Origin of the sequence: Citrobacter sp. Cpo103, from assembly GCF_030332605.1 — a bacterium.
In the GTDB taxonomy this organism is placed as follows: Bacteria; Pseudomonadota; Gammaproteobacteria; order Enterobacterales; family Enterobacteriaceae; genus Citrobacter; species Citrobacter portucalensis.
In genome coordinates, this window is sequence record NZ_JAOWHO010000029.1 from 125063 (window position 1) to 149841 (window position 24779).

General features: G+C 54.4%; 22 protein-coding genes. 16 read left to right on the top strand and 6 right to left on the bottom strand.

Features of this window, described 5'->3' with window-relative positions; genetic code table 11:
- Positions 1 to 12 precede the first annotated feature (12 nt).
- From purC to ypfH, 4 genes are all read left to right on the top strand, one after another.
- The gene (purC, locus tag OGX89_RS09315) at positions 13 to 726 is read left to right on the top strand and encodes a phosphoribosylaminoimidazolesuccinocarboxamide synthase (protein ID WP_003835086.1); all 714 of its coding nucleotides are present in this window, start codon (positions 13 to 15) and stop codon (positions 724 to 726) included.
- Positions 727 to 854: 128 nt separating this feature from the next.
- On the top strand, positions 855 to 1721 hold the full coding sequence (ypfJ, locus tag OGX89_RS09320) for a KPN_02809 family neutral zinc metallopeptidase (protein WP_003037967.1): 867 nt from the start codon (positions 855 to 857) through the stop codon (positions 1719 to 1721).
- A gap of 15 nt (positions 1722 to 1736) precedes the next feature.
- Positions 1737 to 3752, top strand: a complete 2016-nt coding sequence (locus tag OGX89_RS09325) for a tRNA(Met) cytidine acetyltransferase TmcA (RefSeq protein ID WP_125112680.1) — start codon at positions 1737 to 1739, stop codon at positions 3750 to 3752.
- A 73-nt stretch (positions 3753 to 3825) separates the two neighbouring features.
- Positions 3826 to 4524, top strand: coding sequence for an esterase (ypfH, locus tag OGX89_RS09330; RefSeq protein WP_063941697.1), 699 nt, complete (start codon positions 3826 to 3828; stop codon positions 4522 to 4524).
- A gap of 103 nt (positions 4525 to 4627) precedes the next feature.
- On the opposite strand, the gene OGX89_RS09335 is transcribed toward ypfH, so the two are convergent.
- From OGX89_RS09335 to OGX89_RS09345, 3 genes are read right to left on the bottom strand one after another with little or no spacing between them, the layout of a single operon-like run.
- Entirely contained in the window at positions 4628 to 4828 is a 201-nt protein-coding gene (locus OGX89_RS09335) for a YpfN family protein (RefSeq protein WP_003835080.1), read from the bottom strand.
- Positions 4829 to 4855: 27 nt separating this feature from the next.
- On the bottom strand, positions 4856 to 5983 hold the full coding sequence (gene dapE / locus OGX89_RS09340; protein ID WP_003037976.1) for a succinyl-diaminopimelate desuccinylase: 1128 nt from the start codon (positions 5981 to 5983) through the stop codon (positions 4856 to 4858).
- 3 nt (positions 5984 to 5986) lie between these two features.
- Positions 5987 to 6343 carry an ArsC family reductase gene (locus OGX89_RS09345; protein WP_086504403.1) on the bottom strand — a complete coding sequence of 119 codons (357 nt, stop codon included), beginning with the start codon at positions 6341 to 6343 and terminating at the stop codon, positions 5987 to 5989.
- 389 nt (positions 6344 to 6732) lie between these two features.
- Between OGX89_RS09345 and ypfM the strand changes: the two genes are divergently transcribed.
- Complete coding sequence (ypfM, locus tag OGX89_RS09350) at positions 6733 to 6792, top strand: protein YpfM (protein WP_001386977.1); 60 nt, start codon at positions 6733 to 6735, stop codon at positions 6790 to 6792.
- Positions 6793 to 6867: 75 nt separating this feature from the next.
- Here ypfM and acrD read toward each other — a convergent pair whose 3' ends face one another.
- Together acrD and narQ are read right to left on the bottom strand one after the other, a co-directional pair.
- Complete coding sequence (gene acrD / locus OGX89_RS09355) at positions 6868 to 9981, bottom strand: multidrug efflux RND transporter permease AcrD (protein WP_125112679.1); 3114 nt, start codon at positions 9979 to 9981, stop codon at positions 6868 to 6870.
- Positions 9982 to 10165: 184 nt separating this feature from the next.
- The gene (gene narQ / locus OGX89_RS09360) at positions 10166 to 11863 is read right to left on the bottom strand and encodes a nitrate/nitrite two-component system sensor histidine kinase NarQ (RefSeq protein ID WP_125112678.1); all 1698 of its coding nucleotides are present in this window, start codon (positions 11861 to 11863) and stop codon (positions 10166 to 10168) included.
- A 260-nt stretch (positions 11864 to 12123) separates the two neighbouring features.
- Between narQ and aegA the strand changes: the two genes are divergently transcribed.
- From aegA to OGX89_RS09375, 3 genes are all read left to right on the top strand, one after another.
- Entirely contained in the window at positions 12124 to 14103 is a 1980-nt protein-coding gene (gene aegA / locus OGX89_RS09365) for a formate-dependent uric acid utilization protein AegA (protein ID WP_286560323.1), read from the top strand.
- Positions 14104 to 14259: 156 nt separating this feature from the next.
- Positions 14260 to 14835, top strand: a complete 576-nt coding sequence (nudK, locus tag OGX89_RS09370) for a GDP-mannose pyrophosphatase NudK (RefSeq protein WP_008785426.1) — start codon at positions 14260 to 14262, stop codon at positions 14833 to 14835.
- Positions 14836 to 14958: 123 nt separating this feature from the next.
- The gene (locus OGX89_RS09375; protein ID WP_125112675.1) at positions 14959 to 16002 is read left to right on the top strand and encodes a DUF1176 domain-containing protein; all 1044 of its coding nucleotides are present in this window, start codon (positions 14959 to 14961) and stop codon (positions 16000 to 16002) included.
- Here the strand turns inward: OGX89_RS09375 and tkt are convergent.
- Complete coding sequence (gene tkt, locus OGX89_RS09380) at positions 15992 to 17986, bottom strand: transketolase (protein ID WP_125112673.1); 1995 nt, start codon at positions 17984 to 17986, stop codon at positions 15992 to 15994. The genes OGX89_RS09375 and tkt overlap by 11 nt on opposite strands.
- A gap of 280 nt (positions 17987 to 18266) precedes the next feature.
- Between tkt and maeB the strand changes: the two genes are divergently transcribed.
- The 8 genes from maeB to eutN all read left to right on the top strand — a co-directional run bounded on the left by maeB (position 18267) and on the right by eutN (position 24768).
- On the top strand, positions 18267 to 20546 hold the full coding sequence (gene maeB / locus OGX89_RS09385; RefSeq protein WP_003835063.1) for an NADP-dependent oxaloacetate-decarboxylating malate dehydrogenase: 2280 nt from the start codon (positions 18267 to 18269) through the stop codon (positions 20544 to 20546).
- A gap of 160 nt (positions 20547 to 20706) precedes the next feature.
- Entirely contained in the window at positions 20707 to 21042 is a 336-nt protein-coding gene (gene eutS / locus OGX89_RS09390) for an ethanolamine utilization microcompartment protein EutS (protein ID WP_003037995.1), read from the top strand.
- A 12-nt stretch (positions 21043 to 21054) separates the two neighbouring features.
- Positions 21055 to 21534 carry an ethanolamine utilization acetate kinase EutP gene (eutP, locus tag OGX89_RS09395; RefSeq protein WP_003037998.1) on the top strand — a complete coding sequence of 160 codons (480 nt, stop codon included), beginning with the start codon at positions 21055 to 21057 and terminating at the stop codon, positions 21532 to 21534.
- A complete protein-coding gene (gene eutQ / locus OGX89_RS09400) occupies positions 21512 to 22210 on the top strand; it encodes an ethanolamine utilization acetate kinase EutQ (protein WP_032944171.1) in 699 nt (232 codons plus the stop codon). The genes eutP and eutQ overlap by 23 nt, the downstream gene beginning before the upstream one ends.
- A gap of 9 nt (positions 22211 to 22219) precedes the next feature.
- On the top strand, positions 22220 to 23023 hold the full coding sequence (gene eutT, locus OGX89_RS09405; protein WP_125112671.1) for an ethanolamine utilization cob(I)yrinic acid a,c-diamide adenosyltransferase EutT: 804 nt from the start codon (positions 22220 to 22222) through the stop codon (positions 23021 to 23023).
- Positions 23020 to 24036 carry a phosphate acetyltransferase gene (gene pta / locus OGX89_RS09410; protein ID WP_032944169.1) on the top strand — a complete coding sequence of 339 codons (1017 nt, stop codon included), beginning with the start codon at positions 23020 to 23022 and terminating at the stop codon, positions 24034 to 24036. The genes eutT and pta overlap by 4 nt, the downstream gene beginning before the upstream one ends.
- 36 nt (positions 24037 to 24072) lie before the next feature.
- A complete protein-coding gene (gene eutM, locus OGX89_RS09415) occupies positions 24073 to 24366 on the top strand; it encodes an ethanolamine utilization microcompartment protein EutM (RefSeq protein WP_003835054.1) in 294 nt (97 codons plus the stop codon).
- 114 nt (positions 24367 to 24480) lie between these two features.
- Positions 24481 to 24768, top strand: coding sequence for an ethanolamine utilization microcompartment protein EutN (gene eutN, locus OGX89_RS09420; RefSeq protein WP_003038011.1), 288 nt, complete (start codon positions 24481 to 24483; stop codon positions 24766 to 24768).
- Positions 24769 to 24779 lie beyond the last annotated feature (11 nt).

The following is a 24779-nucleotide window of genomic DNA, read 5'->3' on the forward strand; positions in this document are numbered from 1 at the left end:
GGAGTAATAAAGATGCAAAAGCAAGCTGAGTTGTATCGTGGTAAAGCGAAGACCGTATACAGCACGGAAAACCCGGACCTGTTGGTGCTCGAATTCCGCAATGATACGTCAGCAGGGGATGGCGCGCGCATTGAACAGTTTGACCGTAAAGGCATGGTGAACAACAAATTCAACCATTTCATTATGACTAAACTGCAAGAAGCGGGTATTCCTACCCAGATGGAGCGACTGCTTTCTGATACCGAATGTCTGGTGAAAAAACTGGAGATGGTACCGGTTGAATGTGTGGTACGTAACCGCGCGGCAGGCTCTCTGGTTAAGCGTTTAGGCGTTGAGGAAGGTATTGAACTGAATCCGCCGCTGTTTGATCTGTTCCTGAAAAACGATGCTATGCACGATCCAATGATTAACGATTCCTATTGCGAAACTTTTGGTTGGGTGAGCAAAGAGAATCTGGCACGTATGAAAGAGCTGACCTACAAAGCTAACGACGTGCTGAAAAAGATGTTTGATGATGCTGGTCTGATTCTGGTCGACTTCAAACTTGAGTTTGGTTTGTATAAAGGTGAAGTGGTCCTGGGTGATGAATTCTCACCGGACGGTAGCCGCCTGTGGGACAAAGAAACGCTGGATAAAATGGACAAAGATCGCTTCCGCCAGAGTCTGGGCGGCCTGATCGAAGCCTATGAAGCCGTCGCGCATCGCCTGGGTGTGAAGTTAGACTAATCATCCCCTGAGCCGGCGATCGCTCTCCGGCTCATTAACCCCACCTGATTTGATTACTATTTCTTATGGTAATCCTGTTCCGAACCGCCTACGATCATCATCATAATGAATAAAAAGTTGAGGTGATTATGCGCTGGCAAGGGCGTCGTGAAAGTGACAACGTGGAAGACAGACGAAACAGCTCTGGCGGCGGCCCCTCTATGGGTGGGCCTGGTTTTCGTCTGCCCAGTGGTAAAGGCGGCATCATTCTGCTGATTGTGGTGCTGGTGGCGGGTTATTATGGCGTGGATCTCACCGGGCTAATGACTGGCCAGCCGGTCTCCCAACAGCAATCATCACGCTCCATCAGCCCAAACGATGATGAAGCGGCAAAATTTACCTCGGTGATTCTGGCTACCACAGAAGATACCTGGGGACAGCAGTTTGAAAAAATGGGCCGCACCTACCAACAGCCGAAGCTGGTGATGTACCGGGGCGCGACGCGTACCGGCTGCGGCGCGGGTCAGTCCGTGATGGGGCCATTTTATTGCCCGGCAGATGGTACGGTTTACATCGACCTTTCATTCTATGACGACATGAAAAACAAGCTGGGCGCTGATGGTGATTTTGCTCAGGGCTATGTTATCGCCCATGAAGTGGGTCACCACGTGCAGAAACTGCTGGGCATTGAACCTAAAGTTCGTCAGATGCAGCAGAATGCCTCACAGGCAGAAGTGAACCGTCTTTCCGTTCGAATGGAACTGCAGGCAGACTGCTTTGCCGGTGTCTGGGGCCACAGCATGCAGCAGCAGGGCGTACTGGAGTCTGGTGACCTGGAAGAGGCACTGAACGCCGCACAGGCCATTGGTGACGATCGTCTGCAACAGCAGGGACAAGGACGCGTCGTGCCGGACAGCTTTACTCACGGAACCTCTGAACAGCGTTTTACCTGGTTCAAACGCGGTTTTGATAGCGGCGATCCGGGGCAATGTAATACCTTTGGTAAAGGTATTTAAGATACTGAGGCAGGGATGTCCGATAACACGGCGCTGAGCACGTTAACCGAACAAATGACCCTCGAAGGGATCCGTCGTCTGCTGATTATCAGCGGCGAGGATAACTGGTGTCAGGAACAGGCATTAGCGCTACGCAGCATGTTACCCGGCGACTGGCTGTGGGTAGGGGAGCAAGCCCCTACCGAGCCGTGCTGTACGCCGCAGGCGCTAAAAACATTATTAGGGCGCGAGTTTCGTCATGCGGTTTTTGACGCCAGGCAAGGTTTTGACGCTGCGGCGTTTGCCGCCTTAAGCGGCACACTGCTTTCTGGCAGTTGGCTGGTATTGCTGACCCCACCCTGGCATTCCTGGCACACGCATCCGGACGCGGATTCACTACGCTGGAGCGATTGTGCTGAACCTATCCCTACACCGCACTTTATTGAACACGTCAAACGGGTGATTTCCCGCGATAGACAGGCTCTGCACTGGCAACAGCATCAGCCGGTTTCCTGTCCGCACTTTCCTGCTCGCGCAGCCTGGCACGCGGCAACCGGCGAACCCCAGCCAGAACAGGCGATGATATTAAATCATTTGCTGGCTATGCCTCCCGGTGTGGTTGCGGTGACGGCGGCACGGGGTCGGGGTAAATCCGCTCTGGCAGGGCAACTCATAGCGCGGATTAACGGCACTGCGATTGTGACAGCGCCTGCCAAAGCGGCAACCGATGTGCTGGCGCAATTTGCCGGGGAGCGTTACCGTTTTATGGCCCCGGATGCGCTGTTAAGCAGTTCTGCAATCGCAGACTGGCTAATTGTGGATGAAGCCGCCGCGATCCCCGCGCCGCTGTTGCATCAACTGGTGGCGCGTTTTCCTCGTACGCTGTTAACCACTACAGTACAAGGCTACGAGGGAACGGGGAGAGGCTTCTTGCTGAAATTCTGTGCCCGCTTCCCCAATCTTCAACGCTATGAATTGCAGCAACCGGTACGCTGGGCGCAGGGATGTCCGCTGGAGCAAATCGTCAGCGATGCGCTGGTGTTTGATGATGAAACGTTCACGCATGCCCCATTGGGGGAGCTTCACTTCTCGGCATTTGAGCAACAGTCCTGGCATGCTAACCCGGCGCTGCCGTTAGCGGTATACCAACTGCTTTCCGGAGCGCATTATCGCACCTCGCCATTGGACCTGCGACGAATGATGGACGCGCCTGGACAGCATTTTCTTCAGGCATCAACCGCTGACTCAGTGGCGGGAGCCGTCTGGTTGGTCGATGAAGGGGGACTATCCGCAGAATTAAGCCAGGCCGTCTGGGCCGGATATCGCCGACCGAGAGGGAATCTGGTTGCGCAGTCGCTGGCGGCGCACGGTGGTGACCCGTTGGCGGCGACGCTCGTCGGGAGACGGGTCAGTCGAATTGCGGTTCATCCTGCGCGCCAAAGAGAAAGTATTGGGCAACAGCTGATTATGCTGGCCTACCGCTATTCCACATCGTGTGACTATCTGTCGGTCAGTTTTGGGTATACGGCTGAACTATGGCGTTTCTGGCAGCGCTGCGGTTTTGTGCTGGTGCGAATGGGAAATCATCGGGAAGCCAGCAGCGGCTGTTATACCGCCATGGCGTTACTTCCCATTAGCGAAACGGGGAAACGCCTTGCTGAGCGGGAGCACCAGCATTTGCGTCGTGATGCGGAAATCCTTGCGCGATGGAACGGTGAGAACATTCCGCTGGTCCCTCTGAAAGAGGCTACGCTTAATGAGGATGACTGGGCTGAGCTGGCTGGGTTTGCCTTCGCGCATCGGCCATTATTGACGTCTCTAGGCTGTCTGAGTCGTCTGCTTGAGCACAGTGAATTACCTCTTCCGGCCTTGCGCGGACGCATCCAGGCTAAACGTAGCGACGCCGAATTGTGCCAACAGCTCAAGATTTCTGGTCGTAAAGCGTTGCTGGTCATTCAGCGCGCCGAAGCGGCGCAGGCATTAAATCAGCTGGATGCAGAGCGTGAACAGCGGCTACATAATCGCATTATGCAATGGCAATTTTTTCACTAACTTCTTCAATTTCCTGGCATGGTCATTGCGGTTAAGCGGCGTAGAATGATTCTCATCAGCTAAGGAGACCGCCATGAAACATGACCATTTTGTTGTTCAAAGTCCCGAAAAACCCGCTCAACAGCTACTGCTGCTGTTTCATGGCGTCGGCGATAATCCGGTTGCCATGGGTGAAATTGGCACCTGGTTTGCGCCGCTGTTTCCGGATGCGCTAATCGTTAGCATTGGCGGGGCAGAGCCTTACGGGACGACGTCCGGACGTCAGTGGTTTTCGGTGCAGGGCGTAACAGAAGAGAGTCGTCAGGCACGCGTTGACGCCATAATGCCGGTGTTTATCGAAACCGTGCGTTACTGGCAGAAGCACAGCGGCGTTTCGCCGCAGGCAACCGCGCTGATTGGCTTTTCTCAGGGGGCGATTATGTCACTTGAGAGCATCAAAGCTGAGCCGGGGCTGGCATCGCGGGTCATCGCCTTCAATGGCCGCTATGCCACCTTGCCAGAGGCTGCAACCACCGCGACGACGGTGCATTTGATTCACGGTGGTGAAGACCGGGTAATTGAGTTATCTCATGCCGTTGCCGCGCAGGAAGCGTTAATGCGCGCTGGTGGAGACGTGACGCTGGATATCGTCGAAAATCTGGGGCACGCCATTGATGAACGCAGCATGCAGTTTGCGCTCGATCATCTGCGTTTTACCGTACCGAAGCACTACTTTGATGAAGCGCTGAGCGGCGGTAAGCCTCACGATGATGATGTGATTGCCATGATCTGATTGATCACCGTAGGCCGGATAAAACGCGAAGCGTTGCCATCCGGCACGTAATGCCCGGTGGCGCTAACGCTTACCGGGCCTACGGGACTTATCTGCCTATTAATTATTTCTTCGGTTGGTCCTTATTCGGCCAATCGTCGTCGTCATCCCATTTATCGTTAAAGTCACGATGCGGGGGAAGCTCCGGCTTGTTGGCAAGAAATTTCTTGTGATCGACGCGCTTGAGATCTTTAATCACGTTCAGCAGCACGCCTACCAGAAACACCAACACCAGAATCCACCAATATTTTGCCAGCCAGTCCATGCTCATTTCCTCTTACAGGAACACTCATCAGGCGACGAGTTGCTCCATGATACGTTGATACATACGGGCAAGCAGCTGCAGGTCGGCGGCATTAACACATTCATTAATTTTATGAATAGTGGCGTTGACCGGCCCAAGTTCTACTACCTGCGCCCCCATGCGGGCAATAAAACGCCCGTCGGACGTCCCGCCTGTAGTCAGTAACTGCGGTTTAATCTCATTATAGTGCTCAATGGCGTTCACCACTGCATCCACCAGTTTACCGCGTTCGGTCAGGAACGGCTGACCGGAAAGCCACCAGTCGACGGTATAACGCAGCTGATGTTTCTCCAGCAGCGCGTGAACCCGTGCTTTAATCATCTCATCGGTCAGCTCAGTGCTGAAACGGAAGTTGAACTGGATAAACAGTTCTCCAGGGATAACGTTGTTGCTGCCGGTTCCAGCCTGGATATTGGCAATCTGCATGCTGGTCGCCGGGAAGAATTCGTTACCCTGATCCCACTCGATCGCCACCAGTTCGTTGAGCATGGGGGCCGCGCGGTGTACCGGGTTATCGGCCAGATGCGGATAGGCTACGTGGCCCTGCACGCCGTGAATGGTCAGGTTGCAGGTCAGTGAACCACGACGTCCATTTTTCACCACGTCGCCAACGATTTCCGTGCTGGATGGCTCACCCACCAGGCAATAATCCAGTCGTTCATTACGCGCCATCAGCGCTTCAACCACCTTCACGGTGCCGTTTTTGGCGCTGGCTTCTTCGTCAGACGTTATCAAAAAGGCCAGACGACCCTGATGGTTTGGATGCTGGGCGACAAAACGTTCTGCGGCCACGACCATCGCCGCCAGTGAACCCTTCATATCGGCAGCGCCACGCCCGAACAACATGCCATCGCGAATGGTCGGTTCGAACGGTGGATTGATCCAGCGATCGACATCGCCGGCAGGCACTACGTCGGTGTGACCGGCAAATGCCAGGGTCTCACCTTTACCGCGCCATGCCCAAAAATTCTGTGTGTCACCAAAGTCCATTCGCTCAACGGTAAAACCTACCGCGCGCAGGCGTTCAATCATTAACGCCTGGCACCCGGCATCATCCGGGCTCAGGGAAGGACGGCGAATAAGCTGCTGTGTCAGCTCAATGACCGGGCACGACATAGACTACACCTCATTAAAAAACAGAGTATAACTGGATTCACTGAAACCAAGCAGCATAGGCTTACCCGGCGCGCAGAGCAATGGGCGTTTGATAATTGCTGGCATTTCAATCATCAACGCGGCGGCGGAAGCCGCATCGGTGATTTGACTGCGCGTGGATTCATCGAGTTTACGCCAGGTGGTTCCACGCGTATTGAGCAGCGCCTCCCAACCTAATTCGCTGATAAAGGACTGTAATAGCGTGTTGTCCAGACCGTCGATGCGATAATCATGAAATCGGTAGTCAATACCTTGAGCCTCCAACCAGCGTCTGGCTTTTTTAATCGTGTCGCAATTCTTAATGCCGTAGAGGGTGATCATTTGAATCCTTATTGACGTAATTTGAATATTTATTCTTTTATTCTGTGGCAATGAATAATACATATTGTCATTCAATCGTTATAGAAAAATATAACATTGTTGAACAACAGTGAATAATGATTCCTGAAAGCTCCAAAAAATACCGTATAACTAAAAATCAGAATCTGCCTGTTTGCATCAGCCTGTTTTTCCATCAGAATTGCAAAAGTAGTAGATGATGTATGAATATTTCAAAATATTGCAGTTAGTCACATAAAATTTATGGGTATAGCGCATAGTGATCACATAAACCCCAAACACTGGAGGAATCAATCGCAACCATCGGTTAAATTGCCTTCTTTTAATGATGATGATTTCGTAGAATGCCCATAATAATAAGAGAGGTTGTTATGATTGAACGTGAACTGGGGAACTGGAAAGACTTTATCGAAGTGATGCTTCGTAAATAATTTTCTGGAAGAAATTCATATCCTGTAAAGGATAAAAAAAGGCGACTCAACGTAAGTCGCCTTTTTTGTGCCCGATTATTCTGGGCGTGGCTTCAATGGGAAGCGTCTGCGCACCAGCACAAAGAACAGGGGAACGAAGTAAATCGCCAGTATTGTGGCTGAAATCATCCCGCCCATTACGCCAGTCCCCACTGCATGTTGACCGCCAGAACCAGCGCCACTGCTGATGGTCATCGGCAGCACCCCGAAGATAAACGCCAGTGAGGTCATCAGGATTGGGCGTAAACGTTGGCGACAAGCATGGAGCGTGGCGTCGAGCAGATCGTGTCCTTTCTCGTTCATCTCATTGGCGAATTCAACAATCAATATTGCGTTCTTCGCCGATAGCCCGATAACGGTAAGTAACCCGACCTGGAAATAAACGTCGTTTTCCAGGCCGCGCATCCAGGTCGCCAGTAGCGCGCCAATAACCCCCAACGGCACGACCAGCATGACGGAGAAGGGTACCGACCAGCTTTCATACAGGGCCGCCAGACACAGGAACACGACCAGCAGAGAAATGGCGTACAGGGCGGGGGCCTGAGAACCCGACAGCCGTTCCTGATAGGACATCGCCGTCCATTCGAGGCCGAACCCGGTCGGCAACTGGCGCACCAACGATTCCATTATGTCCATTGCCGTACCGGTACTGACGCCCGGCGCGGCTTCGCCGACAATCTCGACCGCGGAGTAGCCGTTATAGCGCTCCAGACGTGGTGAACCGGTTTCCCAGCGTGAAGTCGCAAAGGCCGAGAAAGGTACCATGCCACCGTTGTTATTGCGTACGTACCAGAGGTTGATGTCGTCCGGGAGCATGCGATATTTTGCTGCCGCCTGCACGTAAACCTTCTTCACACGGCCCCGGTCCATAAAGTCATTGACGTAGCTGGAACCCCAGGCCGTTTGCAATGTGTCGTTGATGTCGTCGATGGAAACGCCCAGCGCCTGGGCTTTGCGCTGATCGATATCAATTTGCAACTGCGGGCTGTCGTCCAGACCGTTATGACGAACGCGGGTCAGGGAGGTGTCTTTCCCGGCCAACTCAATGAGTTTGTCGCGCGCGGCCATTAACGCATCATGGCCCGCACCGGCGTGATCCTGCAGCTCCATATCGAAACCGGCAGAGCTTCCGAGACCGCTGATAGCCGGAGGGCTGCTGGCGAAGACGCGGGCTTCTTTAATCTTATTAAAGGCTTTGGTCGCACGTTCGATGATGGCGAAAGAGGTTCCGGTAGTGGTGTCGCGCTCATCCCAGCCTTTTAAGCGGACAAACATACGCGCCACGTTTTGACCGTTCCCGCCAGGGCCAGAACCGACCGTGGAAAAGACTGACATAATGTTGTCTTTCTCATGGGTGAAGTAATACTTCTCCACTTCCTCAACCACTTTCAATGTTTGCTGCTGCGTGGAGCCGCTGGGCAACTGTACCGAGGTGGTAAACATGCCGCGGTCTTCCAGCGGCAGGAAGGAGGTTGGCAGGCGCAGGAACAGGAAAACCATCCCGCCGAGCAGCAGGCCGTAGATCAGTATCCAGCGCAGACTGCGGTGCAGAATTCTGGCAACGCCTTTTTCGTAGCGCTCGGCGTTGCGATTAAACATCCGGTTAAACCAGCCGAAGAAACCGGTTTGTCCGTGATGCTCGCCCTTATGCAGCGGTTTGAGCAGGGTGGCGCACAGAGCGGGGGTCAGGATCATCGCCACCAGAACAGACAGCACCATAGCGGAGACGATAGTAATCGAGAACTGACGGTAAATAGCCCCGGTAGTGCCGCCGAAGAAGGCCATCGGGATAAACACCGCTGACAGCACCATGGCGATACCGACCAGCGCACCCTGGATTTGCCCCATCGATTTCCGTGTCGCTTCCCGCGGAGAGAGTCCTTCCTCACTCATAATACGCTCGACGTTTTCCACTACCACAATGGCGTCATCGACCAGCAGGCCGATCGCCAGCACCATCGCAAACATCGTCAAGGTATTAACGCTATAGCCAAAGGCGTAAAGCACGGAGAAGGTACCCATCAGGACGACGGGAACGGCGATGGTGGGAATCAGCGTGGCGCGGAAGTTTTGCAGGAACAGGTACATCACGAGGAATACCAGCGCGATCGCTTCCAGCAGGGTTTTTACCACGTCGATGATTGAGGCTTTGACAAAGGAGGTGGTTTCATATGCCACCTTATATTCCAGCCCGTGTGGAAAATATTGCGACAGCTCGTTCAGACGGTTGATAACCAGCTCCGCCGTCGCCATTTCATTGGCGCCGGAGGCCAGCTTCACGCCCAGGCCGGAGGCAGGATTTCCATTAAAGCGGCTGAGGTAATCATACTTTTCAGCACCCATTTCGACCGTCGCCACATCGCCCAGTTTAACTTCTGAGCCATCCTGGTTGACGCGTAGCGTAATGGCGCGGAATTCATCCGGAGTCTGTAGTAGCGACTGGGCGTTGATCGTCGCGTTCAGCGCCTGCTTGTCCACCGAAGGCGTACCGCCAAGTTGTCCGACGGCAATCTGCGCATTCTGTGACTCGATAGCGTCGGTCACATCTTTAGCGGTCATCTGGAAACTGTTCAGTTTGGCCGGGTCAAGCCAGATACGCATGGAGTACTGTGAGCCGTAAGCGTCAATATCTCCCACGCCGTTAATACGGCTAAGCGGATCCTGAATGTTACTGGCGACATAGTCGGCGATGTCCTGCTTATCCATTGAGCCATCGGTGGAGACAAAGGCGATAGTCAGAATATTGGTGTCCCCGGTCTTACGCACCGTGACCCCCTGATCCTGTACCGCCTGCGGCAGTTTACGCATTGCCGATTGCAGCTGGTTTTGCACCTGCTGGACGGCCTCGTCAGGATCGGTTCCGGCAACAAAGCTCAACGTAACCGTCGCCTGACCTGTCCCGCTGCTCTGCGATGACATGTACATCAGGTTATCGAGACCGGTCATGTTCTGCTCGATAACCTGGGTGACGGTGTTTTCCAGAGTCTGAGCCGAAGCGCCGGGATAGTTGGCGGTGACCCGCACGTTTGGCGGTGCCAGATCGGGATATTGCTCAACGGGCAGTGAAAAAATAGCCAGGGCTCCTGTCAGGCACAACAGGATAGCTAACACCCAGGCAAAAATGGGGCGATCGATGAAAAAATTCGCCATTAAAAGAGGACCTCGTGTTTCTGCGTATCGTTATGGGTATGGCTTGCTTCACTTTAGCGGCAAGGTACGGGTCAAACGTGGAGAAAAAAAGAAGATAATGTAAATTATCATGCCCGTTTACAGCATACCTTTCGTGCCAACGCCGTCAGGCCTGGATCCAGACTCGACGGCGCTTTGCGGTTCTTTACGTTAGCTCACTGTCTGATTCAGCCGAACGGAAACTGATGCTCACCAACGTTCCCCCTCCGGAAGGTTGAGAGAAGGTCAACGTGCCGCTCAGTCTTTCCGCCCGTTCACGCATAATATTTAGTCCATAGTGCCCTGTAGGCTCATGCGGCTCGCCAATGCCGATGCCGTTATCGCGGATATAAACCGTGTGGTTGCCGTCCGGAGCCGTTACGCAGCTGACGGCAATTTCGCTCGCACTCGCATGTTTAATGGCGTTCAGAACCGCTTCACGGATGATCTGCAACAGATGCACCTGCATTTGCGCATCCAACGCTAGCGTGGGTAACCGACAGTCGAGTGTGAGTTTAGCTGAGGTTTGATTTTGCAGCGTTTCCAACATTTCATGCAGGGCGGAGGGTAAGTCTGCCTGCTGTAAGGTCAGACGGAAGGTGGTGAGCAGTTCTCGTAGCTGACGGTAGGCATCGTTCAGCGCCTGGGAGAAATCCGCCATAATGCTTTGCGCCGGGGCGTTATCTTTCGGAATTGAACGCTTCAGCAGCGTGAGCTGAATACGTAAATAAGAGAGCACCTGCGCCAGTGAGTCGTGCAGTTCGCGTGCAATTGTCGCTCGCTCCTCCATTAACAACAGCTGCTGAAAATGTTTTTGTGCCTGGTTGAAGTACAACCCGCGTCCCAGCATCGAGGAGACGCTGTTGAGCAGCGGAGTAGAAGCACTGACGTTTGGACTTTGCCAGTGCAGTTCGCCGTAGACGGTTTCCTGCATGGTGACAGGCAGGATCTGCATCGGCAGCTCGGGGCTTTTAGTCCCTTCGCTAATCCGCCAGTTATCACCGACGGTGAGTTCAAGGAAATACGCGGCGTCATGTTCGCGGACGATCTGTAAAATATGGCGGAAGCAGTGCACGTCAATCTGGCTGGTATTTAACGCCTGGGAGCACTGATACAACACCTCCAGACGGCGATTGGCTTCGTGGAGATCGTGAGTTTTCTCGGCCACAGACGCTTCCAGCGAACGATACAGCTTGTGTAATTCACTCGACATCTGGCTAAACGTTTTGCCCAGCAATCCCAGTTCATTGGGCAAACCGGTATCCAGCGGTGGGATATCAAACTGACCGTGTTCAATTTGCTGACTGGCCATCACCAGTTTATTCAGCGGACGCACCACCTGCTGGCGAATGCGCCGCAGGGTAAAGAAGACGAGGGTGAATATGCCTATCCCGCCCGCCAGCGAGATGCCAAATACCAGCATCACTTTGCGTTCGGCATAATGCTGCAACGCCAGCACGAAGAGATCGATCTGATCGACGTAGTTGTTGATGTTGGCCTGGTACCATTTCAAATCGCCGTCGACCAGGCGGGCGTTCATTTCCAGCCAGTTAGCATGCAGACGTCCATAGCGGCTTTTTACCGCTTGTGGCACATACCACGCGTTCAGATTCTGTAGTGCTGGCGAGTTTAGCGCCTGCTGGAAAAGCTGGCGGTGGGCGTTAAGCTGCGGGCTCTGGCTTTGTAGATCGTAACCCAGACGGTAGCTTTGCATGCGCAACGAGCCAGCAACGTTGATGGCTTCGGCATCTCGCAAGCTGCTGGTCAGCGTGAGCAGCGCAATACCTGTTGAGAGAATTGACAGCAGCACTATGTAGAAAAAAGCTTTAGCCAGACTGGCCGAGACCGGACGCTTTACCGTCACTTGTGCATCCTCACACAATACACGTCGCGCCTGAAAACAGCGTGAACGATGCGGTGTATTTGATAAATGTTAATAAAACGCCATGAAACTGGATGGTAACTGAAACACAATTTCATATGCGATGAAATAAATTGATCTGCCACAGGTTCTGGATAAATAGTTGTGCTTCCTGGGCAAATGAACATTGCCGCTTCCTTCCGTGTCGGTTAATAGCACTCTTATAAAGAATAAGGTTTTTGCAACCAAAAAAGAAGGAAGCCATGAATCGTTTTATTATGGTCAATAGCCAGCAGTGCCTGGGATGCCATGCCTGTGAGGTCGCCTGCGTCATGGCTCACAATGGCGAACAGCATGTCCTGGACCAACGGCATTTTCAGCCCCGAATTACCGTCATTAAGCATCAGCAGCAGCGCAGCGCGGTGACCTGTCACCACTGCGAAGATGCACCCTGCGCCAGAAGTTGCCCAAACGGGGCAATTAGCCATGATAACGACATCGTTCAGGTGAACCCGCAAAAGTGCATTGGCTGTAAATCGTGCGTCGTTGCCTGTCCTTTCGGCACCATGCAGATCGTACTCACTCCCGTCGCCAAAGGGAAGGTGAAAGCTACCGCGCACAAATGCGATCTGTGCCAGGGGCGTGAGCAGGGACCCGCCTGCGTAGAGAACTGTCCGGCACAGGCGTTACAGCTGGTGACGGAAAATTCGCTTACCGGTCTGTCAAAAGCGCGCAGGCTGCGTACCGCAAGTCTGGAAAGCCAGCCATGGCATGCCAGCACTACCGATTTTGTTCCACATGTCATCACTAAACGTGAGCAAATGCAGGCGACGCCTGCGCGTGGGGAGCCGGATAAACTGGCGATTGAAGCCCGGAAAACCAGCTTTGAAGAGATCTATCTGCCGTTTCGTACGGCACAGGCGGAGCGCGAAGCCTCTCGCTGCCTGAAATGCGGCGACCACAGTATCTGCGAATGGACCTGTCCACTGCATAACCACATTCCGCAGTGGATTGAACTGGTCAAAGCCGGGAATATCGACGCGGCGGTTGAGCTTTCTCACCAGACCAACTGCCTGCCGGAGGTGACCGGACGCGTTTGCCCGCAGGATCGACTCTGCGAAGGGGCATGCACGGTGCGTAGCGAGCATGGCGCAGTCACCATCGGTAATATTGAGCGTTACATCTCCGATCGGGCGCTGAGTAAAGGATGGCGACCGGACTTAAGCCATGTGCAGAAAGTGGACAAGCGTGTTGCCATCATCGGTGCGGGTCCGGCGGGTCTGGCCTGTGCGGATGTGCTGGCGCGCAGCGGCGTCAGCGCCACCGTTTACGATCGCCATCCTGAAATTGGCGGTTTGCTGACGTTCGGTATTCCGGCCTTCAAGCTGGACAAATCGCTGCTGGCGCGTCGCCGTGAAATCTTCAGCGCCATGGGCATTCATTTTGAACTTAACTGTGAAGTGGGTAAGGATGTCGCGCTTGAAAAGCTGCTGGAGGATTACGATGCCGTGTTCGTGGGCGTAGGAACCTATCGTTCCATGAAGGCGGACCTGCCAAATGAAGATGCGCCTGGCGTGTATGATGCGCTGCCGTTCCTGATTGCCAACACCAAGCAGGTGATGGGGCTGGAGGAACTGCCTGAAGAACCGTTTATCGATACCGCCGGACTAAACGTGGTTGTGCTGGGCGGAGGCGATACGGCAATGGACTGTGTGCGAACCGCCCTGCGTCATGGCGCAAGCCAGGTGACCTGCGCCTATCGTCGTGATGAAGCCAACATGCCCGGCTCAAAAAAAGAGGTGAAGAACGCCCGGGAAGAGGGGGCAAACTTCGAGTTTAACGTCCAGCCGGTTGAGCTGGTGCTGCATGCCGATGGGCGAGTCAGCGGCGTGCGTTTCTTACGAACCCAACTTGGCGAACCTGATGCGCAGGGCCGTCGTCGCCCGGTTCCCATCGCCGGGAGTGAGTTTGTTATGCCCGCAGATGCGGTGATCATGGCGTTTGGCTTTCACCCACACGGCATGCCGTGGCTGGAGTCGCATGGCGTTAAGGTCGATAACTGGGGGCGCATTGCCGCCGATGTTGAAAGTGCATACCGTTATCAAACCAGTAACCCGAAAATCTTTGCCGGTGGTGACGCGGTACGCGGTGCAGACCTGGTGGTGACGGCTATGGCGGAAGGGCGGCATGCTGCCCAGGGGATCGTCGACTGGCTGGGCGTAAAATCAGTCAAATCTCATTAATCGGCGAGCAGGCCGGATAAAACGCGTTAGCGTTGCCATCCGGCAATGTGCCGCATGAATGCCTGATGGCGCTTTGCTTATCAGGCCTACATTGTTCCAAGACAAACCCGGTTTCACGGCGTAGTATTATTTCTCACTTCTTGCTGTGGAGCCGGTATGTCGCAAAAAATTACCCTCATCAAAGATAAAGTCCTTTCCGATAACTACTTCGTCCTGCGCAATATCACTTATGACCTGACCCGTAAGAATGGAGAGGTGATCCGTCACAAACGTGAGGTTTACGATCGTGGCAACGGCGCCACAATTCTGCTGTATAACCCGGAGAAGAAAACGGTGGTGCTCATCCGCCAGTTTCGCGTTGCGACATGGGTCAACGGTAACGAAGACGGTCAACTGATTGAAACCTGCGCCGGGCTGCTGGATAACGACGAACCGGAAGCATGTATTCGAAAAGAGGCGATTGAAGAGACCGGCTTTGAAGTGGGTGAAGTACGTAAACTGTTTGAGCTATACATGTCGCCGGGCGGTGTGACGGAAATAATCCACTTCTTCATCGCGCAATACCGTGACAGTCAGCGGACAAACGCGGGTGGCGGCGTGGAAGATGAAGATATTGAAGTTCTGGAACTGCCGTTCACACAGGCGCTGGAAATGATCAAAACGGGTGAGATCCGTGACGGTAAAACGGTACTATTGCTGAACTATTTGCAGTCATCGCATCTCATGGACTAATGCGCGGGATTTATATTTCTTTACAAATTTACGGCCAATCCGACGATTCTTATTGAGCCACATCAGTCGCGCAAGGAAGATACCGCTTAGGCTGTGTGTTTTGACTTCGGGGTTGTACCGTCCATGCGCTATCGCGTTATTCTCCTTTTCCTGCTCGGGTTGCTACCCGCCCGATTGCTGTGGGCTGCGCCCGCGCAACAGGCGTTTTCTGACTGGCAGGTGACGTGTAATAACCAAAATTTTTGCGTGGCGCGCAATACCGGAGAGCACCACGGCCTGGTCATGACCTTGAGCCGCAGCGCCGGGGCACATACCGACGCCGTGTTGCGTATTGAGCTGGGCGGGCTGGAATCGTCCAGCGTCAAAGAGAGCAATATTGCGCCGCGTCTGCTGTTGGATGGTGCGCCACTCTCGCTGAGCGGCGAGCACTGGCGCATAACTCCCTGGCAGCTGACGACCGATGATCCCGCCACCATCAGCGCATTTTTACAAACCGTACAGGACGCGAAGGCGATTACCCTGCAAAAAGGTGCGCAAAACCTTTCGCTGGTCGGGCTAAAAGCCGCGTTGTTGTTTATCGACGCCCAGCAAAAACGGGTGGGGAGCGAAACCGCATGGATTGAAAAAGGTGACGAGCCTCCGCTCAGCGTACCTCCGGCCCCCGCGCTGAAAGGTGTAGCGGTCATTAATCCAACGCCAACGCCTCTCACACAGCAGGAGCGCAGTGAACTGCTGGACTATGGTAACTGGCGGATCAACGGTATTCGCTGCTCTATCGATCCGCTGCGTCGCGAGATGCGCGTCACGGCCCTAACGGATGATAAAGCGCTGCTGATGATTGGCTGTGAGGCCGGGGCGTATAACACCATCGATCTGGCGTGGGTGGTTTCACGTACGACTCCGTTGACTTCACGCGCGGTACGGTTAAACCTGCCGTTTAAAACGGATGCAGAAAGTCGCGATATGGAGCTGACCAACGCGACGTTTGACGAGAAGTCGCGGGAGCTGGTCACCCTCGCTAAAGGGCGAGGGTTGGCAGATTGCGGTATCCAGACCCGCTGGCGCTACGACGGGCAACGTTTTCGCCTGGTGCGCTATGCCCAGGAGCCAAGCTGCGATAACTGGCATGGGCCAGATGCCTGGCCCACATTGTGGATCACGCGTTAAGCACCTTGTGCGCTTTGTCGACGATGTTATCTACCGTAAAGCCGAAGAACGGGAACAGCTTGTCCGCCGGAGCCGACTCCCCATAACCCGTCATCCCAACAATTGCCCCTTTCAGCCCGACATATTTGTACCAGTAGTCGGCAATCCCTGCTTCTACCGCCACACGCGCGCTGACGTTTGCTGGCAGGACCGATTCCCGGTACGCCTCATCCTGGGCGTCGAAGATATCGGTTGAGGGCAGAGAAACCACCCGCACGTTACGACCTTCGCCGGTCAGTTTTTCCGCTGCCAGTAGCGTGATTTCCATTTCTGAACCGGTAGCAATCAAAATAACATCCGGCTTACCGCCGCCGTCCTTCAGCACATAGCCGCCGCGGGCAATTTGCTGTACCTGCTCAGGCGTGCGCTCAACTTGCGCCAGATTCTGCCGCGAGAGGATCAGCGCGGTTGGCCCGTCGTGACGTTCGACTGCCAGCTTCCAGCCTACCGCCGCCTCAACCTGATCGCATGGTCGCCAGGTGCTGAAATTAGGCGTCAGACGCAGGCTGGCGAGCTGTTCAACGGCCTGGTGCGTGGGACCATCTTCCCCAAGACCAATCGAGTCGTGGGTATAAACCATGATTTGTCGGGCTTTCATCAGCGCCGCCATACGCGCGGCATTACGGGCATATTCGACAAACATCAGGAACGTAGCGGTGTACGGTACGAAGCCCCCGTGATGGGCGATACCGTTGGCAATCGCCGTCATGCCAAATTCCCGCACGCCGTAGTGAATGTAGTTTCCTGCATGATCCTCTTTAAGAGAGGAGGAGCCTTTCCAGATGGTCAGGTTGCTGGGGGCCAAATCCGCCGATCCGCCAAGCAGCTCAGGCAGTATAGGCCCGTAAGCGTTTAGGGTATTTTGCGAGGCCTTGCGGGTGGCGATTTTTGCCGGATTGGCCTGCAGCTCGGTAATATATTTCTGAGTTGTTTCTTCCCACTTTTCCGGCAGCCCACCGCTCATCCGGCGAGAAAACTCTGCCGCCAGTTCCGGGTAGGCTTGTTGGTAAGCTGCGAATTTCTCCTTCCAGCCCTGTTGCGCTTTTTCGCCTTTCTCGCGTGCGTCCCACGCCCGGTAAATCTCTTTGGGGATTTCAAAAGCAGGATGATGCCACCCCAGTTTCTGCCGGGTCAGCGCCACCTCTTCTTCGCCCAGCGCAGCGCCGTGTGCTTCCTCTTTCCCGGCTTTATTTGGTGAGCCAAAACCAATCACCGTGCGGCAGATAATCAGCGACGGTTTATCGGTAACAGCCTGCGCTTCCTGAATGGCTTTTTTCACCGCCTCAGGGTCATGACCGTCAATCTCGTGCACCACATGCCAGTGATAAGCCTCAAAGCGTTTTGCAGTATCGTCGGTAAACCAGCCGTCGGTTTCGCCATCAATCGAGATGCCGTTGTGATCGTAGAAGCCGATGAGTTTGCCAAGCCCCAACGTGCCCGCCAGCGAACAAGCCTCGTGTGAAATACCCTCCATCAGACAGCCGTCGCCCATAAAGACCCAGGTAAAGTGGTCAACAATCTCATGGTCTGGCTGGTTAAACTGCGCTGCCAGCGTACGCTCGGCAATGGCCATGCCGACGGCGTTGGCTAAACCCTGACCCAGCGGTCCTGTCGTGGTTTCCACGCCCGGCGTGTAGCCAATTTCCGGGTGCCCTGGCGTCTTCGAATGGAGCTGACGGAAGTTCTTTAATTCTTCGATCGGCAGGTCGTAACCGGAAAGATGCAACAGGCTGTAAAGCAGCATTGAGGCGTGGCCGTTGGACAGAATAAACCGGTCACGATCGTACCAGGTGGGGTCGGTCGGGTTATGGCGTAGAAAATCGTTCCACAGAACTTCGGCGATATCGGCCATCCCCATTGGTGCTCCAGGGTGGCCGGAGTTAGCTTTTTGGACGGCATCCATACTTAGCGCACGAATGGCATTGGCAAGCTCTTTACGGGTCATAGGAAATACTCCTTGAAAAGTAAAGTGTTAGATGCGTGTTGTGATTCACACTTTTGGGAAAATTGCGGGCGTTGTCAGCAAAAAGCATAGCAGACAGGCATGGTATTGCTGGATTAAGCAGGTAACATGGTTGTTATAAATTGATAACAAATTCTTTCTTTGAATGGTGAGAGTTTGGGGACCTTCAAAGTTTGTACCGTTGACTGAGGTGATAATGTGCGGCTCAGTAGAATGGTTACCCGCGCCACTTTTTTGATAGATACGTGAAAGGAACAACAAGATGGATGACCAGTTAAAACAAAGCGCCCTCGATTTCCACGAATTTCCGGTACCCGGTAAAATCCAGGTTTCTCCGACCAAGCCTCTGGCAACGCAGCGCGACCTGGCGCTGGCCTACTCGCCGGGCGTGGCTGCACCGTGTCTTGAAATTGAAAAGGACCCGCTGGCAGCCTACAAATACACCGCGCGCGGCAACCTGGTTGCGGTTATTTCCAACGGCACAGCGGTGCTGGGTCTCGGCAACATTGGCGCGTTGGCCGGCAAACCGGTGATGGAAGGTAAAGGCGTTCTGTTTAAGAAATTCGCCGGGATCGACGTGTTCGACATTGAAGTCGATGAACTCGATCCGGATAAGTTTATCAATGTGGTTGCGGCCCTGGAGCCCACGTTTGGCGGTATCAACCTCGAAGATATTAAAGCGCCAGAGTGCTTCTACATTGAGCAAAAACTGCGCGAGCGCATGAATATTCCGGTCTTCCACGATGATCAGCACGGTACGGCAATCATCAGTACTGCCGCTATTCTGAACGGTCTGCGGGTGGTTGAGAAAAATATCTCTGACGTGCGCATGGTGGTGTCTGGTGCAGGTGCGGCGGCGATTGCCTGTATGAACCTGCTGGTAGCGCTGGGTATGCAGAAACACAATATTGTGGTCTGTGACTCCAAAGGTGTGATTTACAAAGACCGCGAACCGAACATGGCGGAAACCAAAGCGGCTTACGCGGTGGTGGATGACGGTAAGCGTACGCTGGATGATGTTATTGACGGCGCAGATATTTTCCTCGGCTGCTCGGGCCCGAAAGTGCTGACGCAGGAAATGGTTAAGAAGATGGCGCGTGCGCCAATGATTCTGGCACTCGCCAACCCGGAGCCGGAAATCCTGCCGCCGCTGGCAAAAGAGGTGCGTTCCGACGCCATCATCTGTACCGGTCGTTCAGACTACCCGAACCAGGTTAACAACGTCCTGTGCTTCCCGTTCATCTTCCGCGGTGCGCTGGACGTTGGTGCGACGGCCATCAACGAAGAGATGAAACTGGCGGCGGTGCACGCCATTGCTGAGCTGGCGCATGCCGAGCAGAGTGAAGTGGTGGCCTCTGCTTATGGCGATCAGGACCTGAGCTTCGGCCCGGAATACATCATTCCGAAACCGTTCGACCCGCGTCTGATCGTCAAAATCGCCCCTGCTGTAGCGAAAGCGGCGATGGACTCCGGCGTGGCAACGCGTCCGATTGCCGACTTTGACGCTTACATCGATAAACTGACCGAGTTCGTCTACAAAACCAACCTGTTCATGAAGCCGATTTTCTCCCTGGCACGCAAAGCGCCGAAGCGCGTGGTGCTGACCGAAGGGGAAGAAGCGCGCGTACTGCACGCTACCCAGGAGCTGATCACGTTAGGGCTGGCGAAGCCGATCCTGATCGGTCGTCCAAGCGTTATTGAAATGCGCATCCAGAAACTGGGTCTGCAGATCAAAGCGGGCGTCGATTTTGAAATCGTCAACAATGAGTCCGATCCGCGCTTTAAAGAGTACTGGAGCGAGTACTACCAGATTATGAAGCGTCGTGGGATTACCCAAGAGCAGGCGCAGCGTGCGGTGATCGCCAACACCACGGTGATCGGCGCAATCATGGTACAGCGCGGCGAAGCGGATGCGATGATCTGCGGTACGATTGGCGACTACCATGAGCACTTCAGCGTGGTGAAAGAGGTATTTGGTCATCGCGACGGCGTGCATACTGCCGGGGCGATGAACGCCTTGCTGCTGCCAAGCGGTAACACCTTTATCGCCGATACCTACGTCAACGACGATCCTACGCCTGAGCAACTGGCGGAAATCGCCGTGATGGCGGCAGAGACCGTGCGTCGCTTTGGTATCGAACCGAAGGTGGCGTTGCTGTCGCACTCCAACTTTGGTTCCTCTAACTGTCCGTCGGCCAGCAAAATGCGCGACGCGCTGGAGCTGATTAAGGCGCGCGCGCCAGAGTTGATGATTGACGGCGAAATGCACGGCGACGCCGCGCTGGTGGAAAGCATCCGTAATGACCGCATGCCGGACAGTCCGTTGAAAGGCTCAGCGAATATTCTGGTGATGCCAAATATGGAAGCGGCCCGTATTAGTTACAACTTACTACGCGTTTCCAGTTCTGAAGGCGTAACGGTTGGCCCGGTGCTGATGGGGGTTGCGAAACCGGTTCACGTATTAACGCCGATCGCCTCTGTTCGTCGTATCGTTAATATGGTGGCGCTGGCGGTTGTAGAAGCCCAAACGCAGCCGCTGTAATTTCACTTTAATTTATTTCCGGCGCGGGTTTCTCCCGCGCCTTTTTATTTTCCCTTTCTTAGTGATCTACTTCACCTTTTAAACCTGGTTGCCGAATTTTGTTATTTACTCTGACAAAAAATTGCCACGATGAGGGCAGTTTTAGCGGAGGCGGTGAGCAATGGAAAAAGAACGCATTATTCAGGAATTTGTGCCGGGGAAACAGGTCACACTGGCGCATCTCATTGCGCACCCCGGCGAGGAATTAGCGAAAAAGATCGGCGTTCCCGAAGCGGGCGCTATCGGCATCATGACGCTGACGCCAGGCGAAACCGCGATGATTGCCGGTGACTTAGCCATGAAGGCGGCGGATGTACATATCGGTTTTCTCGATAGATTCAGCGGCGCACTGGTGATCTACGGTTCGGTAGGCGCAGTAGAAGAAGCGTTATTACAGACGGTAAGCGGTCTGGGTCGATTATTAAATTTCACTTTGTGCAACCTGACAAAAAGTTAATCAGAGGCGGCGATGAAACGTATTGCATTTGTCGGTACGGTGGGGGCGGGGAAAACAACGCTCTTTAATGCGCTACAGGGGAATTATTCCCTCGCCAGAAAAACACAGGCCGTGGAGTTTAATGAAAATGGCGATATCGATACGCCAGGGGAATATTTTAGCCATCCGCGCTGGTATCACGCCTTAATTACCACGCTGCAGGATGTCGATACGTTGATTTATATACACGCGGCAAATGATAAAGAAAGTCGCTTACCTGCCGGGCTGTTGGATATCGGCGCCAGTAAACGACAAATCGCCGTTATCAGTAAAACGGACATGCCGGATGCCGACGTCGCCGCAACGCGACAACTACTTCGCGGGATGGGGTTTCAGGAGCCGATTTTTGAGCTCAATAGCCATGACCCGCGCAGCGTGCAGCACCTGGTGGATTATCTGACTGAGCTCAGCCAAAAGGAGGAAAGGGCAGGTGAAAAAACTCATCACAGCTAATGATATTCGTGCGGCCCACGCACGCGGCGAACAGGAAATGTCGGTTGTTCTGCGCGCCAGCATCATCACCCCGGAGGCGCGCGAAGTTGCGGAGCTGCTGGGCGTTACCATCAGTGAATGCGATGAATCCGCGCCAACTGCTGCTGTACCGGCGGCGGTTGATGATGGCAAAACGGAAAGCCAGCGCATTCGCGAAACCATCATTGCGCAGTTACCGGAAGGGCAGTTTACCGAAAGCCTGGTCGCCCAGCTGATGGACAAAGTTATGAAGGAGAAGCAGTCGCTGGAACAGGGCGGAATGCAGCCGAGTTTTAACTCGGTAACCGGCAAAGGCGGCGTCAAAGTCATCGACGGCAGCAGCGTGAAGTTTGGTCGTTTTGACGGCGCGCAGCCGCACTGCGTGGGCTTAACCGATCTGGTGACCGACCAGGACGGTAGCAGTATGGCCGCCGGGTTTATGCAGTGGGATAACGCCTTTTTCCCATGGACGCTGAACTACGACGAAATCGACATGATTCTGGAAGGCGAGCTGCACGTTCGCCACGAAGGCGAAACCATGATTGCAAAAGCCGGGGACGTAATGTTTATCCCGAAAGGTTCCAGCATCGAATTTGGTACGCCATCGACGGTGAAGTTTCTGTATGTGGCCTGGCCTGCGAACTGGCAGTCCTGCTAAGGCGGATGTATGAAGGATTTCATTACCGAAGCATGGCTCAGAGCGAATCATACGCTCAGCGAAGGGGCTGAAATTCATCTCCCCGCTGACGCTCGCCTGACGCCGTCTGCCCGGGAATTACTGGAAAGCCGACATCTGCGTATTAAGTTTATCGACGAGCAGGGCAGCCTGTTTATTGATGACGAAGAACAGCAGCCGCAGCCGGTGCATGGATTAACCAGCAGCGATACGCATCCACAGGCCAGCTGCGAACTGTGTCATCAACCGGTGGTGAAGAAACCGGACACCCTGACGCATCTGACGGCGGACAAGGTGGTCGCCAAAAGCGATCCGCGTCTGGGATTTCGCGCCGCGCTGGACAGCACCATCGCCCTGGCCGTGTGGTTGCAGATTGAGATGGCAGAACCGTGGCAGCCGTGGCTGGCGGATATCCGCTCGCGCCTGGGCAATATTATGCGCGCTGACGCCATGGATGAGCCGCTGGCAGCACAAGCTGTCGTGGGTTTAAGTGACGAAGATTTACACCGTCTTTCGCATCAACCGCTGCGCTATCTGGACCACGACCATCTGGTGCCGGAGGCCAGCCACGGACGTGATTGCGCGCTGCTTAATTTGCTGCGTACCAAAGTCCGTGAAACGGAGACGGTGGCGGCCCAGGTGTTCATCACTCGCAGTTTTGAGGTTATGCGACCGGACATTATGCAGGCGCTCAATCGCCTTTCCAGTACGGTCTACGTGATGATGATTCTGAGCGTTGCGAAGCATCCGCTGACGGTTAACCAAATTCAACAGCGACTGGGGGAGAAGCAATGATCATTGAACGTGCTCGTCAACTCGCCCAACGCTCACCGGCACGGGTGGTGTTCCCGGATGCGCTGGATGTCCGGGTGCTGAAGGCGGCGAATTACCTGCATCAGCACGGTCTGGCACATCCCATTCTCGTCGCCAGTCCGTTTGCGCTGCGCCAGTTTGCCCTCAGCCACCGGGTGGCAATGGATGGCATTCAGGTTATCGATCCGCAAAGCAATCAGCCAATGCGCGAAGAGTTTGCGCTGCGCTGGCTGGCCCGCGCGGGAGATAAAACGCCTGCGGATGCGCTGGAAAAACTCAACGATCCGCTGATGTTCGCCGCTGCAATGGTCAGCGCGGGTAAAGCTGACGTCTGTATTGCGGGCAATCTCTCATCAACAGCGAACGTGCTGCGTGCCGGATTACGCATTATCGGGCTACAGCCTGGCTGTAAAACGCTGTCGTCAATTTTCCTGATGCTGCCGCAGTACCTTGGGCCGTCATTAGGCTTTGCCGATTGCAGCGTCGTACCGCAGCCCACCGCCGCACAGTTGGCGGATATTGCGATTGCCAGCGCACAGACATGGCAGGCGATCACTGGTGAAGAGCCGCGCGTCGCCATGCTGTCGTTTTCAAGCAATGGCAGTGCTCGCCATCCTAACGTCGCTAACGTGCAGCAGGCGACCGAGATCGTTCGTGAGCGTGCCCCGCAGCTTACCGTGGACGGAGAACTGCAATTTGATGCCGCCTTTGTTCCGGATGTCGCTGCGCAAAAAGCGCCAGCCAGTCCGTTAAAGGGCAATGCCAATGTGATGGTCTTCCCATCGCTGGAGGCAGGCAATATTGGCTACAAAATCGCTCAGCGTCTGGGAGGGTATCGCGCAGTAGGTCCGTTGATTCAAGGGCTTGCCGCACCGCTTCATGATCTCTCTCGTGGCTGTAGCGTACAGGAAATTATCGAACTGGCGTTGGTGGCAGCAGTGCCGCGCCAGACTGACGTGAGTCGTGAAAACGCCTCACAAACACTGGTTGTTTAGGTCCCGTTCTGGACCCCTTAATGAGAGGAAAATACAATGGAAGCATTAGGAATGATTGAAACCCGGGGCCTGGTTGCACTGATTGAGGCTTCTGACGCAATGGTTAAAGCGGCACGCGTGAAACTGGTTGGCGTGAAGCAGATCGGTGGCGGTCTGGTCACTGCCATGGTCCGTGGCGACGTAGCGGCATGTAAAGCTGCAACGGACGCAGGTGCTGCGGCAGCACAGCGTATTGGCGAGCTGGTTTCAGTACACGTGATCCCACGTCCGCACGGCGATCTGGAAGAAGTGTTCCCGATCAGCTTTAAAGGCGACAGCAACGACATGTAAGTCGTCCATGTGACGCCACAGACTTCATTGCTGGCGTCACCCTCTCTCCTTTTCACATTACCTTCTGCGGAGGGTAGGGGGAGGTTTTACCTGAAATATGCCACGGAGGCGCGTATGAAACTGGCAATCGTTACAGGACAAATTGTTTGTACCGTACGCCATCAGGGGCTCGCGCACGACAAGTTGCTGATGGTGGAAATGATTGACGCCCAGGGAAATCCCGACGGGCAATGTGCTGTTGCTATCGACAGCATCGGGGCGGGAACCGGAGAGTGGGTGCTGCTGGTCAGCGGAAGCTCCGCCCGTCAGGCGCACCGGAATGAATCATCGCCTGTCGATCTGTGCGTGATTGGCATTGTCGATGAAGTGGTGGCAGGTGGTCAGGTGATCTTCCATAAATAAGGCAGAAAATC